Genomic DNA, 14,933 nt, shown 5'->3' on the forward strand with positions numbered 1-14,933 from the left:
TGTTGGGGGCGAGAGGGCTCGCCCCAATTGACATGGGTACAGCATGCTGCTGCTTTGACGAAAACGGGAAAGAGGCGAATGCTGTGCCGCTAGCCGCGCAGGTTGTACAGCCGGGCCATCAGGTAGTAAGCCAGCGGGCTACGGTAAAACAGCCGGTTTTTACGGCTCAGCATTTTACGCTCCTCGCCGCGCAGGCCGGAATAACGGCGCTTCAGCTCGCGGGTTTCGCGCAACGCATCACGCGGCCCGAAAAAGTCCAACCCCACCAGCAAGCGCGCTTTCAGGGTGGTGACGTAGAGAATCGAGTAAAGTCCATGCCCCAGTCCCTGCCGTCGCCCGCTGTCAGCGCCGTCGAGTGCGTAATCCAGATCGTCCAGATCGCGTCGCTTGGGCGCGCGCGTAATGCCATTCGGGTTGGCGCGGTATCCCACCAACGGCGTATCGCAGACCACGATGCGTTCGGCCTTCAGGTAAAGCTGCGGGATCAGCTGAATATCTTCAAAATTGCGCCCCGCCGGGAAGCGAGCCTCATCGAACAGCGTTTTGCGATAAATCCTCGCCCAGGCGTACCACATGCTGCGGTTAAAGCTGTCTGCCAGCAGCGCCATATGCTCATCACGCTGCTGCGGAGCCGCATTACCGGGCACGATAGCCATGGTTCCGTCCGGTTGGATCTTGCCGTTATTGAAGGTCGAAAAGCGCTGGGCGTTGAAGGCCACAATGTCGGCCAACGGATTATCCGCCATCAAACGCCCCAAAATGCTGAAGTAGCCCTCCAGCAGTACGTCGTCGGAGTCCAGGAAGCCAATGTAGTTCCCCTCGGCATGGTCAATGCCGTTGTTGCGCGCCTGGCTTAACCCCTGATTTTCCTGTCGCAGAATGCTGACCCGCCGTTTGTGCTGCGGGTAGCGACACAGCATCTCTTCGGCAATGCCGATGGCACCGTCCGGGCTGCCGTCATCCACGATGATCACTTCCGCCCAGTCAGGTAACTGTTGCAGCACCGAGTCAAGACATGCCTCGATGTAAGCCTCGACCTTGTACACAGGAATAATCAGGCTCAGGGTAATATTCATGACCGGTTATCCTTTATCTTCTGTTTGACGTTGCACCCATACCGCACGGCTGCCCATCGAAGGCAATTCCGCCTCAATCTGCCGTTGCCCCTGAGCCTGCCAACCGGCAGGCAGATCAAAACGTGCCGACATTTGACGGTAATAAGGGTTGGCTATCAGTACCAGGCCGCGATCGCCGCGGATAAACAGCCGGGCCGGGATGGCGGTATTGTTGCCTTGCAACAACCGGCTTTCACCTGAAAGCAGGTAAGGCTCAAAGCTGACAATCTGCTGTGCTACGCTGGCGACGCCACGCCAGATAGCATCGAACTCCTGCTGACTGAAGCCGCCACGCTGGCGCTTGTAGAACAAGTCGGTATAGGAATAAAACAGGATGCCTCTGGCCCCGCCGATCAGCCCTAGCCAGGCCTGATTGCGGATCTCCGCCTCGGTAGGCTGACGCGGTTTGCGGCCGGGGGCGTAAGCGGCATGATCCATAATTTGCATCACCAACCAGGCTCCTTTTGCCTGGCGCGCCACCTGGCTGGTAATACGGCTGTACTCCAGCGTTCGCGTCAGATCGGCGTCTCTGCCGACCGGATAAGGGTCGCTGGCCAATACGTCCGAACTGTTGAAATAGGCATTGAGCGTCCCGGTCTTGTCCAACACCTGGAACGTCAGGTGATCCGGATCCAACTGCTTGACCTGCAGGTGTTTTTGCTCAATCTGCGGCACATATTCCGGGCCCAGTTCGTCGTTGATGTACCAGGCGAGCAGGTTTGGTTGATGCTTGAACTTCTCCACATAGCTGGCCGTCAGCTGCGGATAGCTCATTTTGGTTTCCGGCGCAAAGCGGGTGCCGGCGTACATATCCTTGAGCGAAAAAATCACCTGCAAACCATACTGCTGGGTTTTGCGGAAATAGTTATAGGGGTCGCGGCCGGTGCCGTAGTTGTAATTGAGCAAGGTATTGAAACCGGCATCGCGGATGCGCGCCAGATGCTCATCCGTCGCCATCTCGCCGTACATGTAGATGCCGAGCGGGAAGAAGCGCTTGCCTTGCTTCAATACGTAACCCTGAGCATCCAGCGCTACCTTGGGCTGCGGGCGACCGACGCTGATCGGCATTTCGCTGCGCTGGCTGCGTTGCGAAGCCACGTCCGTCACCTGCTGCTGCAAACGATACTCGCCGGCGGCCAGATCGGCCGGCAGCGGAAATTCCACCTTTTGCTGCCCGCTGATGGCATAGCGGCGGCTATCATGTTTGACGGTGGTATTCTTGTCGTCGACCAGGGTACTGTCCACCTGCACCTGCTGCGGATCCACCACTTCAATCAGGCTGGAGGCCGCCTCCTTGCCGCTGCGCATCTGGTACAACTCCGGCGCAACGGGTTGCAGGCAGGCGTAAACATCGTCAAACCAGGCACTGCCGGTGGTGCCCTGACGCAGATAAACGCCCAGCACCACTTTCACCGCCCGTGGTGGCACCCGAAAATCGCCGGTCACCGGCTGCCAGCCGCTGGTGCCCAGCAGCCCCTGCGGATAGCTGCCCGCCAAAAAACGCCCCTGGTCGTCATAGCTTTCGACAAACACGCCGGCGCCCTGATTTTCGCCCTTGCCCCTGAGATTTTCACCGCGAACCCAGGCACCAAAAGCCAGCTGTTGACCCGGTTTGACCGGCAGGGTTTGCAGCATGTTGTGGTAGTTGGCCGGGTTGTGATTTTGATAAAACAGGCTGCTCTGACCGCCGTGGCCACCCGCGACCACCTGCGCCGAGGCCAGCGACCACCCGGCACCACCCTGCTCGAAGCCGGGATCCTTGAGCAGGTTGCTGTCGCAGCCGGCCGCATTGGCCAGCCCCGCCCAGCCGGCGCTCGCCAGCAGGCAGGCCGAGGTTAGTTTGCTGAAATTCATTGTCTTTTCATCACCGCGCTGTACAGATAGGAGAAGAACAGATAACAGGACTTCTGATAGGAAAGTCCCAGATGGCGGCGATATATCTGCCACTGCCAGTCGGCCGCGCGGAATTTATTGCCGGACAGCGACTGCGCCGACAGGCGATAAAAGGCCAGGGGTTCGGGGATGCAGTAAGCCATGTGGTTCCGCGCCTTCTCCAGTACCGACAGCCACATCACGTAGTCCTCATGGCCCACTTTGCTCTGGTACACCTTGCCGACCTGTCGCTGGTTGTACATGCCGGTCAGATTGCCGATCCAGTTGCTTTTCAACATGTCTTTATAGGCGATGATTTCGCCGGCGCCGCGGTAGTTTTTCACCCGCGTCGGGTCATCTTCGAAGGTGTAATAATGGGAGCACACCACGTCGTAGCGGTTGGTCTTGAGAATACCGACCTGGCGCGCCAGCTTGTTCGGGTGCCAGACATCATCGCTGTCGCAAAACGCAATATAATCGCCGCGTGCGGCTTCAATCGCGATGTTGCGGGTTTCGGCCACGCCCTGATTGGTGTTGTTGCGGATGTAAGTCAGACGATCGTGGATGAACGGTTTCACCACCTCGGCGGTATGATCCGTGGAAGCATCGTCGATCACATACAGGTGATAATCCTGGTAAGTCTGGTTCAACACCCCGAGGATCGACTCTTTGATAAAGCCCGCGGCGTTGTAAGCCGGCATGATAACTGAAACTTTTTCCATCTTAACCTCCAGCGATAAGCTGTTGCCATTGGGGATAAATACGCTCGGGAATGTACTGCTGCGCCCGCGCCAACGAGTGCAGAGAGAAGCGCTGACGCAACTCGCCGTCGCCTATCAGCGCCAGCGTTCGTTGGCTGAAGGCCTCGATATCGTCCTCCGCCACCAGATAACCGTTTTTACCGTCATCGATCAGCTCAGCCGGTCCGGTCAGACAGTCATACGCCACCAGGGGCAGACCAAAACTCATCGCTTCAATCAGCACCATCGGCAAGCCTTCGTAACGCGAGGTCATCAATAGCATCGCGGCCTGACGGTAGTGACTGGCGATGTCCGCCGTCGCCGGCAACAGCTTCACCTGATAACCCAGACCGGCGGCGTCAATCTGTTGTTGCAACGTTTCGCGGTCCGGACCGTCGCCAACGATATGCAATTGCCAGCCTGGCGCTTGTGGCGCTATCCGTTGCCAGGCGGCGATCAAGCGGTCAAACCCTTTCTGCCGGCATAACCGCCCCACCGCCAACGCCACCGGCTGTTGCTGAGCCGGTTGTGGCGGTTGCACCGGGAAGGGCGAAACGTTTTCGATCACCCGACATTTGCGGTCAGGCACCCAACGGCTGATGGTCGCCAAATCTTTCTTCGTCAGCAGAACCGTACGGTCACCGAGTCGGTACACCAGTACCTTCAACCACTTCATCGGCCAGGGGTACTGATGGAAACTGACGTGCTCACTCAGCAGCAGCCGGCTGTGCGGGCACAGCAAGCGCAGGTACGGCACAATAATCGACGAGAGTTTGCCCATCGAAACGGTGATAATTGCGTCATAGCGGCCGCGCCGTAAAAACCATGCCAGTCGCCAGGGCCACAGCAGCGTTCTGCCGCGCATAAAGCGCAAATTCACCGCCGGGTCCAGCGGGTAAAACGCCTGGTCACCGCTGATCGACACCAGATCCACCTGATGCCCTAAACGCGTCGCCAGCGCATTGGCCAGACTGCTGGCCACCCGCTCGGTACCGCCTTTTTCGGCGATATTCTCAATCACAATCGCTACTTTTCGTTGCTGCATGTCATCTCCGAAATCCCTCGCGAGCGGTACGCAACAGCCGCCCGCCCAGTGGAAACAGCCCCAGTCTGGCCAGACAGTCGCCGTACAGTTTGATCGCCCTGAATTTGCTGCTCAGGGCATCGCGCTCAGTGCGCGATGAGTAATAGTTAAAGGCCTGCAGATTTTCGCTGTAGAGCGAGGCCAGCAGGTGTTTGCAGGCAAAACCACTGATATAGCGGCCGCTGGCATTGAGATAAGCGTCAATAAACTGTTCGCTGGCGTCGATATTCATCCGGCAGCGGTCCGTATCGGCATCACCGCAGCGGATAAACACGCCGCGTCCCTCGTCAAAGGCCACTTTGGCTCCCAGGTTGGTGGCATTGACCAAAAATCCCCAATCCTGGTACTTATAAAGAAACTCCGGAAATAAAAACCGGCGGTCATCTTTTTTGCGCAGACTGATGGTTGAAGTGCGGATATCGCCCATGTCGATAAATAAAAAATCCGCCCCCGTTGCACCTTCTTTATAATCGAATCGATAGCTGCGTACATTCCTGTCGCTTACCGTAACGTAGTTACCAAAAATAATGTCTATACGGGTGTCCTGATGACGTTTCAGGCGGCGGATAATATAGTTGGTGTTAAACGAATCCTCCGGTTCCAGAAAGAAAACCACTTCCGCTCGCGCTAACCGAAAACCGGTATTGCACGACACCGCGGTATTACGGCGAACTTTATTTTCATGCAACCGCGCCCGACGATTTGCAACCAACAGGCTACGCATATTATCCAGCTCTTGTTTATCCGACGCATTATCCACCACGATAATTTCATAATCGAATCCGGAGCAGGCATTAGTCATCCTGACTAATGTAGTGGCCAGGCTGGCTGAGTTATTAAAAACGGGCATGACAATCGATAAGTCCATTTATTACCTCAACAATATATTATCATTTGGCAAAACAACGCTAATGCCAACGGAATAGCTTGTTATCCCAGAATGTCCTTGTCCGGTTACTCCCCCCGTCCTGACGCGGTGAAATACGCGCAGCCCACCGGTTACTCAACTACTCCTGGAAATAACCTCCCCACTCTTGTTCAATAATTTCCGGTGTGAATCGTTGCAGGCCGGCTCCGGGAGTAAATGTCAACTCGCCAAAATAGATCCGTTCCTGCACCTGATAAAAATCGACACGCACATAGGAGAACTGCTCTGCCACCTGGCGTGCCAGCTTCAGCATCTGTTCTAAACGGCAAGGTTTCTCCATCGGAACATCGCTGTTAGGCACCCCCATGCGGATTTCCGTGCGGTTCCAGTGGGCGTCGAAGAAGTCGCGACGGTGATCGATAAAACGCTGGTAATCAATCTGAATGAAAAAACGCACCTCTCCATTGCGATTAAAACAGTGGATCTTGATGTCGTTCGGCGTCTTGCCGTCTTCCAGCAACATCTTTTCCACCATGATGCAGGGCGAAATATCCTTATAATGTCGCTCGCGATAGACTTGATAAAAATTCTGTCGCAACCAACTGTTGGTCAATACCCTTAACTCATTAAAACTGGTCTGGCTTTTATCAAACACCAGCTTGTTATAACCGCTGCCGTGATTCGCCTTGATAACGAAGGTATTCGGCAATGACTCATACATTTCCTCAGTTAATTTTTTACCCTGTGCATAGAGTTCGATGAGGTATTCTTTCCCCCACAGCCGTTCAATGTACTCTCTGACCAGATATTTATCGGACAGTTGAGTATACATTGCCAGAGGATAGACTTTTCTGCGCATCAGTTTCTCGCTATACCCCACCGGTTTAGCAAGATGTGGCACCTTGCGAAAAAATAAGGCGTATTTTAACTGATGATATAATGCATCGGGTATATTACGGTAAAAACCCTTCACCAGATTATTTAGCATAAAGTTCTCGCACCTTCCCTATTAGTTGCGGTAAACAACGGTAGCAGGTGACCTGCAGCCGGGTAATTTGTCCTTTTCTAAAAATGCCATTAAGTACAAAAAACGAAATAAATTCGGTAATAAACGTTGATATCGCCGCGCCCAAAATGCCATAACGCGGGATCAACACCAGATTCATCAGCACGTTGACCAAAGCGGCCAAAGGCATTTTTATCGCGATAAACCGATAACCGCCAAACAACACGATCGCCCGGTAAGAAACAGTGCCCATCACCGAGAACAGTGAAGTCACCGAGCACAGCGCCAGAATGGCGGCGGTTTCACGGTAACTGTCGCCAAACATCAGCTTCACTATCGGGCCCGGGAACAGCGACAGCAGTAATATCACTGGCATAGAAAGCAGCAGAACCACCAGATACAGCAGTCGGATCCGCCCTTCCTGCTCGCTTAAGGAACCGGCGTTGGCCACCCCCGGCATCATCGAGGTAATCAGCGCAATGGGCACGAAGACCCATCCCTGACTCAGGGTGATGGCGGCACTGTACAACCCAACGCTGTGTTCCCCGAGGTAGTTACCGATCATGATCTGATCGATACGCGTATAGATGACAATCGATAACCCGGACACGGCCAGCGGCAACCCCACCTTCAGCAGATAGCGGCCATAGCGCCGTTGATGACGCAGGCTGATGGGCCGCATGCCCCCTTGCTCGCGGCGAAACAGCAGCCAACGTACCCCGTAGGGGATCAGGCTGCTCAGCACATAGGGCACCGCGAACCACTCCAGCGGCAGCTTGGCATGCACCAGCGCCAACCGCATCACAATCGACAACAGCAGCGCCACATTGTTGATCAGCGTGTTCAGCTTCGATTTCAACAGGGCGTCGTAATAAATTTTATAAACGTCCTGTACCGAGAAATATGTGCTGACCAGCATTAGCGCCATCATGATCTGGCTGGTGCGATCCTGCGTTAACAATGCCCAGGCCATCAGCGGCACCGCGATCAGCGCAAAGAGTTGCCGCCGCAGACGCATCGAGGCCAACATCAGCCGAATGCCGCTGTGCCGCTGGCGGGCGACGCGATTGAACAACACCGCGTCGGCCCCCAGTTGCACCAGCGGAACCGCAATGGCAATCACCGACAATAAGTAGTTAATCAATCCGTACTGCGCCGGCCCAAGATAGCGCGCGACGTAGACCGAAACGAAAATCCCCGACAGGCTCAGCGATACTCGCTCCAACATTAACCACAGGGAGTTCATCAGCATCGCTTTCATAGGGTTACTGGACCTTTTCCTGGTGGCTCGGGTAAGCAAAGGCATAGTAACCGGCGTCGGTAGCGGTTTTCTTCACCATGCCGTTGAGGATCACCCCTTTAATGGTGACACCATTTTGTTCGAACCGGCGGATGCTGGTCTCAATCTGCCTGACGGTGTTGACCTCAAAACGCACCACCATCAGTGCCGTACCGGCGTGGTGCCCGACAATGGCGGCATCGGTCACCGCCAACACCGGTGGTGTGTCGATCAGCACCAGATCGTAGTTCTGGCCCGCCCAACGCAGAAAATCGGCAAAGCGCTGGTGCATCAGCAGTTCGGACGGATTAGGTGGCACCTGCCCGCGCGGCACAAAATCCAGGTTGGCGATATCGGTCTTTTTCACCGCCATCTCTGGCGCAATCAGCCCTGACAGCATGTCTGAAAGGCCTTCCTTGGCGCTGTTGTTCAACCAACGGTGCAAGAAGCCTTTGCGCATATCGGCATCAATCAGCAACACCCGCTGCCCTGCCTGAGCGATCACCACCGCCAGGTTGGTGCTGGTGAAACTTTTACCACTGGCAGGGCTGGCACCGGAAACCATCAGAATATTGTTTTTGGCCTCCATCATGGCGAAATGTAGGCTGGTGCGCAGGCTGCGGATAGCCTCAACGGATAAGTCTTCCGGTTCTTCCTGCGCCAGGATCGGCAGTTTGCCGCTGCTGTGTTTGGTCAACAGCTGCTGCTGAACTCGATTGCGCTTTTGCTGCCATGGCGACAACGGCACCGTGGCATAGACGCTGATCCCACGTTTTTCCAGCGTATCGGTATCGCTGATGCCGCGATGAAGCGCAGCACGCAGTACCACCACTGACGCCGACAGCACGCCCCCCATCAACAGAGCGAAGAAAACGATCATCGCTTTCTGCGGCTGTACTGGCCGCAGACCGGTTTCGGCCTCATCGATAATGCGGATGTTGCCCACGGTACCGGCCTTGCTGATGCTCAACTCCTGCTGCTTGTTCATCAGCTGCATATAAACCTGCTGATCCACCTGCACGTCGCGGGTGAGGCGCAAAATTTCCTGTTGGGTTTTCGGCAAGGTTTGTACCTGTTTACCGAGCCGCGCCTTTTCAGCCTCCAGCGTGGCGCGTTTTTCCAACAGTGCGCGGTAGGCTGGGTGCACCCGGGTATAGAGCTTGGAAATTTCCGCCTCTTTGAAGGTCAGCTCATTGAGTTGCCCTTCAAGTTGCACCTGGGTGTCCAGCACCGACTTGGCCTCCAGCGACAGGTCTACCGAGTCGTTCTGCTGACGGAATTGATTAAGCTGATTCTCGGCGTTATTGAGCGAGGTCTGGGTCCGCGGCAACTGCTCGTGCAAGAAAGCCAGCATGCGCTGGGCCTCTTCAGTTTTGCGATCCACATTCTGCTGCAGGTAGTTATCGGTGATGCTCTTGAGCACCGCTTCCGCACGCTGCGGATCCTCCCCCGCCAGGCTGAAGGTCATGATGCCGCTTTCCTTGCCGCCAGGTGCGACATCCAGAATATTGCGCAGATCGTCCACCGCTTTTTGGCGCGGCACGTTTACCACGGTGAAGGTGGTGCCCGGCAGCGCCTCAAGCTCGCTCACGTTGACCGACCAACCGCCCTGCTGCAGCGTTTGCCCCACAACGCCGCTGAACAAGGTTTTGCCGTCATGACTCAGGCTGTAATGCTGCGGATCATCGACGGTCAGGGTCAGTTCCTGGCCCTGCATCACCGCCGGCACCTTCATGGAAGAAATACGCAGTACCGGCGTCACTTCGCCACTCAGGCGAGCGATGCCCTTGCCGAACAGCGGGAAATAATCCGGACTGATGCGCACCGTCAGGCCGAGGTCGTCGACGGTTTTGCCAATTACGTAACGTGATTTCGCCAGCGATACCTCGTCCTGGGTCGCCGAGTTCTGACCGACTCCGCCGATCGAACTGTCCAACGTTTCGCGCAGCAGCGAGTCGCCCGAAAGTTGTTTTTCCACCTGCACCAGCGCGGTTGCCTGGTAGATTGGCGTTGCCATCAACGCATAGGCACAGCCCAGCATCCCGGCTACGCCGGTCACCAGCAGAATGCGCCAGCGGTTGTCCCACAACGGGCCAATCAGGCGCTCCCACTCCAATTTGTCGTCCTGTTCGGCCATCACAATCGGCAATGCATTGTTCTTCATCATCGGTCTTCCTTTAGTCACCGTTACGGGGTTACCAGTTACGTACCCGCAACGTGGCCTCACTGAGGTCGTTGAAGCTGGAAATGGTCGGTACCAGCTGGCTAATCAAGCGGTTCCAGCGTGCGACCGGTGCCGCGGTGACGTACACCACGTCATAAGGCTCCAACTGGAATTCGGTGCCCATCGCCAGTGCGGCGGCATCAGACAGGTCGAACTGGTACAGCGACGCCAGCCGTTTTGGCTGCTTGCCGCCGTTTGGACGGATCACGAACACCCCGGTAGCATCGGCCACCGTCTGGCTGATCCCTTCGGAACTGCCCAGGGCTTCGGTCAGGGTCATGCCGCTGCGGTCCATTTTCAGCGTCGACTGCTTACCAACCTCGCCCATCACAAACACTTTCAGTTCGTCGTTGCGCGGCACATAGAGAATGTCGCCAGGCGTCAACAAATGGTTCTGGCTGATGTCGCCGCGCTGCATCAATGCCTGCAGTGAAATCGGCTGTTCTTTGCCCTGGTGCGTCAGCACCACGTTGCGCCAGTCGGCGTTATCGGTCAGCCCGCCGGCGGCGTTGATCGCATCCAGAATGGTCAGCGGCACGTTGGTCACGGCCTGCTGCCCAGAGGTTTTCACCTCGCCAGTCACATACACCTTTTGCGAGCGGAACGCGGCGATACTGACGTCCACCTGGGGACTTTCCACATAGGTCGCCAGGCGGCTGGCTATCTGGTTACGCACCTCGGTGACGGTTTTACCCACCACCTGCACTCGACCTATGTACGGATAGAAAATGCTGCCATCGGCATGCACCCAGTTGCCGGTGTCGCTGGCGCTGCGGTATTGCCCTGCCGGGGTGGTCAGTTCCGGGTGATCCCAGACGGTAACGTTGAGTACATCTCCAACGCCGATGCGGTACTGATAGCTTTGCAACCGCTGGTCCAATGCCAGGTTGGGGCGCGCTACCGGTTCTATGCGACGCATTTTTTCCAGCAGCATCGGCGTGACGCGATACACCTGAACCTGCTTGTTGAGGTCGAAATCTTCGTCCTGCTGAGTCACTTTTTCTTTTCCCTGGGTCGGCAGGTGTGAACCCGGAAAGGCGGTGCAACCACTGAGCAGCACGCTGGACAGCACCAGTGGCATCAAATGAGGCAAATGAAGGTTCATAACGGTACCGTGAAAAACAGGCCGCCGTTGCGGCCCGTGGGAGGATTAACGATCGGCGGTAGGGTTGTCGGTAAAAACTCTGGCCTGACGGGGTTCGTGCAGCAGGGCAAAATAACCGAAGAAACAAAATACAAAGGCCAACAGCATCAGATGATCGGGCAGTTGCAGCACTTCACTGCAGATGCCGACGCAGGCCAGCGTCACCGCCAGCATGCAGCTCATACCCAACGCCTGACGCGCATTAAGACCGCGACGCATCAAAATATGATGCAAATGATCACGCCCGGCCTTGAAGGGACTCTGGCGACGCAGCAAACGACGCGCCATCACCGTCACCATATCCATTAGCGGAATGGCAATCAGCCACAGCGCAGTCACCGGCCGCATCACGGCGTCGTCGCCCTGAGTGGCGACAATCAGCAACCACAGCACGCTGAATCCAATTACCATGCTGCCGGCATCCCCCATGAAAATCTTGTTACGCACACCAAACACGCTGAGGTTGAATAACAGGTAGGCGGCCAGAGCCGCGATCAGGCTCAGGCACCACAACGCCTGCTCTTCATGCCCGGCCAAGCCGAACAGGATGGCCAACGCGGTAAAGGTAACGCAGGACAATGCACCCAACTGGCCGTCGATGCCGTCAACCATGTTATAGGCGTTGATCGCACCCCACACCGCCAGGGGCGTGATCAACAAGGCCGCGTAGCCCAGCAGCAACTCTTGATGGCCCCACAGGAAACCGAATGAGGTAAGTTGCATCCCTGCCGCCAGCATCATCGCCAGCGCGATCCCTCCCTGCACAATGACGCGTGGCGCCACCGGCAGATCAAAACGGTCATCCAGTACCCCAAGCAGCACCAATGCCGTGATGCTCAGTAAATAGGTGGTACTGTGCGGCAACCAGTCCGGCTGCCAAAAGGTCACCAGCGTCATGATCAGATAAATGGCAATTCCACCAACCAATGGAACATGTCCCTGATGACGCTTGCGCGCATTGGGCTTATCCACTAGCCCCACCGCCAGCGCAGCGCGGCGGGCAATAACCACCAGCATCAACGCCAAAATAAATATCACGCTCAGTTGATATAACATTGTTCCTCCAGCGAATAAGCACGCTACCGCCCTTGAGTTACAGCTCCCAATGCGCTATTAACAAAAATAAAATTGACAGCCCCAGGATATAAGTCAGCATGAGCCGATCCCGTGTAATACAGATTTATCTGCTTGTCAGAGGCAAAAAATAAATAACCCTAACCCGTAATAAAGTTATCTCTAGGAAAACTCGTGTTTAATTGTTTTTTCGATTGCCGAATCAAGTTCGACTGGCGCCACGAAATCACATTGCACATTGCTTTTAAATTGCGTTCTGGCACAGAATTTTTGCACCCGTACCCGGCTAATAGGAAATTTACGGCGACTTATTTTACTCACTACATCTAATGCCGTGGCACCGCAGATCCCAAATAGATAAGGAATGCGAATAGTCTTATTATTTCTGCCTAATGAAGAGGAAATAACGTCAACCAATTGATTCATGGTGAAGTCAGGCTTATCAACATAATTGCTGACCTGATAAGTGGCTTGCTGATCCAGCGCGTACTCCAGTCTGGCAGCGATATTTTCGACATAAGCCATCGATTTCATATTATTGCCGCTGCCAATCATCACAAAACGGCCACTGGCAATTTGTCGGAACAGGTTATAAACGTTGCCACGATTGTTTTCGCCAAACACCACCGTCGGGCGGATGATGGTTAATTTGTTGCTGCCATCGGCTTTACGCCAGGCTTCGTAGACATACTCCGCTTCCAGCTTGGATTTACCGTAATGGTTAAAGGGTTCGAAAACCCCTTCCTCACCGGTTTCCCGAGTGACAAAGCCATAGACCGCCACGGAGGAGGTAAAGATGATCTGTGTGATATTCAACGCCGATGCCGTCATGCAAACATTGCGCGCACCCTCAACGTTGACCTGATAATATAGTGAGATAGGATCGACATTATCCTGATGCTCGGCCGCAAGGTTGATCACGGCGTCGCAACCCGCCAACGGCTGCTGCAGTGTCTCGGGCTGGGTTACATCGCCAAACTGATAGAGCTCAGGAAAATGCTCACTCTGCTTTTTATCTACGATGGTCAACACCAGGTCGTCACGTGCACTCAGACGCTTAACCAAACGCGTGCCGATAAAGCCGGAACCCCCGATGATCGCTACTTTACGCTTATCCATAATTTGTCACTCAACCCGGTTTCCCATTATTCCCCACCACACCATTGAGGCAGGACGCTAATTCGCGTTAGAACATGGAAACCAGACTGGACAAAACAGACCAGGCTTTCAAATAACAAATAATGAAATAAAAATAAGTACCAAATGTAAAATTATCGATAAAGGTGAAATGTTATCTCATGCTAATTTTTAACATCGTAAGCGACCTGATATTCCATGGTTTTATTCGGCAAGATGAGATTAATCTTACCCGCGCCCTGCGCATCCGAAGTTTCGTATTTCACCGGCTGTTTCAGCTTTCCTTGTTTAGGATCGACGCATTCGATGGTTGCCTGTTCCAAACTTTCTCCCTGATACAAGCAAAGCAGCGTTTGCGGACTGTTGGTTCGGGAGTTGTTCAACGTCAGAGTAAGCACTACGCGAGTGTTGTTTTGAATATCATTGATAATGGGTGGACGTGTTTGATTCCCCAGGACATAAGAAAAATGTGAAATAATCAGTAACGACACGAATACCGACAGGTATTTCACAACTCTGACGGCCGGTACGGAGAAAAAACCTGCCGACGCCGGGATTTTTTTTCTGATCGTCGTATTTTTAATCGTTCCTGGTGTGACAGATGGAGCAACGGGAGCAATATCCGCCTCATTGAACTCTATTTCTTCAGTAGCAATTTCATCCTGTTTATCGTTACTTTCAGAAAGTTCCGCTTGAATGTCTTTATTAATATCATCGTCGACACCCCATATTTCATCAGCGACATATTCTTCTTCTTCCGAAATAAAGTGAAAAACACCCTTGTTTTCCACCTTATAACCCAGGCGCGGAATAGTTCTGATAAGTGTATGCTCAGCATCACCGATTTTTTGACGAATTGATTTAATTGTTTGATTTATAGTTGAATCCGAACAATAAGTTCCTTTCCATATGTTTTCTATAATTTCTGTACGACTAACCAGTTCTGGGGATCTGGCGACAAGAAGTGAAAGTATCTGATACTCCTTCCAACGTAGGCGAAACTTTTCCCTGGACGGTGTCAGAACATCTAGATTCCTAATCTTTATTCTTTTATCAAGATTCACTTTTAATTTCCTTAGCGTGCCTGTCCTGCACACTTTGTATAGAAATATGAAAAAATGTTCAAGAAATTAAATGTAAACTCAACAGGTTGCATTCATGGGATATTTATTTTTATAAAAAATTACTGATTTCATTTTTTACAACACCTCTCAAAAGGAGGTTAGGATTCTTTGAATGTCTTTATTTCCCTGTTGGAAACATGGTTTCTCATCATGATTTCCGGCAATAAAACCAACGTAATTTATTGTTTTATAAGACCAAATATAAAAATGTTATCGAATTGTTATTTTAATGAAATTGTGAAATTTCATTCTGACATCCAACGATA

12 protein-coding genes are annotated in these 14,933 nt (G+C 53.7%); all 12 read right to left on the reverse strand.

Features of this window, described 5'->3' with window-relative positions; genetic code table 11:
* Positions 1-89: 89 nt before the first annotated feature.
* Entirely contained in the window at positions 90-1,076 is a 987-nt protein-coding gene (locus NR114_RS10600; protein WP_256813581.1) for a glycosyltransferase family A protein, read from the reverse strand.
* A 6-nt stretch (positions 1,077-1,082) separates the two neighbouring features.
* On the reverse strand, positions 1,083-2,969 hold the full coding sequence (locus NR114_RS10605; RefSeq protein ID WP_256813580.1) for a carbohydrate-binding protein CenC: 1,887 nt from the start codon (positions 2,967-2,969) through the stop codon (positions 1,083-1,085).
* Positions 2,966-3,709 (reverse strand): glycosyltransferase family 2 protein, encoded by a 744-nt coding sequence (locus NR114_RS10610; protein WP_020827444.1) that lies wholly within the window; start codon positions 3,707-3,709, stop codon positions 2,966-2,968. The genes NR114_RS10605 and NR114_RS10610 overlap by 4 nt, the downstream gene beginning before the upstream one ends.
* A gap of 1 nt (position 3,710) precedes the next feature.
* Positions 3,711-4,772: a glycosyltransferase family 4 protein gene (locus tag NR114_RS10615; protein ID WP_256813579.1), complete on the reverse strand. Its 1,062-nt coding sequence runs from the start codon at positions 4,770-4,772 to the stop codon at positions 3,711-3,713.
* A gap of 1 nt (position 4,773) precedes the next feature.
* The gene (locus NR114_RS10620; RefSeq protein ID WP_256824832.1) at positions 4,774-5,679 is read right to left on the reverse strand and encodes a glycosyltransferase; all 906 of its coding nucleotides are present in this window, start codon (positions 5,677-5,679) and stop codon (positions 4,774-4,776) included.
* A gap of 139 nt (positions 5,680-5,818) precedes the next feature.
* Positions 5,819-6,667 (reverse strand): ATP-grasp fold amidoligase family protein, encoded by an 849-nt coding sequence (locus NR114_RS10625; RefSeq protein ID WP_020827447.1) that lies wholly within the window; start codon positions 6,665-6,667, stop codon positions 5,819-5,821.
* Positions 6,657-7,946: a flippase gene (locus NR114_RS10630; RefSeq protein WP_256813577.1), complete on the reverse strand. Its 1,290-nt coding sequence runs from the start codon at positions 7,944-7,946 to the stop codon at positions 6,657-6,659. Before NR114_RS10630 ends, NR114_RS10625 begins: the two co-directional genes overlap by 11 nt.
* A gap of 4 nt (positions 7,947-7,950) precedes the next feature.
* Entirely contained in the window at positions 7,951-10,131 is a 2,181-nt protein-coding gene (locus NR114_RS10635) for a polysaccharide biosynthesis tyrosine autokinase (protein WP_129940760.1), read from the reverse strand.
* 28 nt (positions 10,132-10,159) lie between these two features.
* On the reverse strand, positions 10,160-11,293 hold the full coding sequence (locus tag NR114_RS10640; RefSeq protein ID WP_020827450.1) for a polysaccharide export protein: 1,134 nt from the start codon (positions 11,291-11,293) through the stop codon (positions 10,160-10,162).
* A gap of 45 nt (positions 11,294-11,338) precedes the next feature.
* The gene (gene wecA, locus NR114_RS10645) at positions 11,339-12,388 is read right to left on the reverse strand and encodes a UDP-N-acetylglucosamine--undecaprenyl-phosphate N-acetylglucosaminephosphotransferase (protein ID WP_046373286.1); all 1,050 of its coding nucleotides are present in this window, start codon (positions 12,386-12,388) and stop codon (positions 11,339-11,341) included.
* Between the two features lie 180 nt (positions 12,389-12,568).
* Complete coding sequence (locus tag NR114_RS10650; protein ID WP_046373285.1) at positions 12,569-13,525, reverse strand: NAD(P)-dependent oxidoreductase; 957 nt, start codon at positions 13,523-13,525, stop codon at positions 12,569-12,571.
* 182 nt (positions 13,526-13,707) lie between these two features.
* A complete protein-coding gene (locus tag NR114_RS10655) occupies positions 13,708-14,607 on the reverse strand; it encodes a winged helix-turn-helix domain-containing protein (protein ID WP_256813576.1) in 900 nt (299 codons plus the stop codon).
* Between the last annotated feature and the right edge of the window lie 326 nt (positions 14,608-14,933).

This window comes from Serratia sp. Ser99 (assembly GCF_024519545.1).
GTDB lineage: Bacteria > Pseudomonadota > Gammaproteobacteria > Enterobacterales > Enterobacteriaceae > Serratia > Serratia liquefaciens.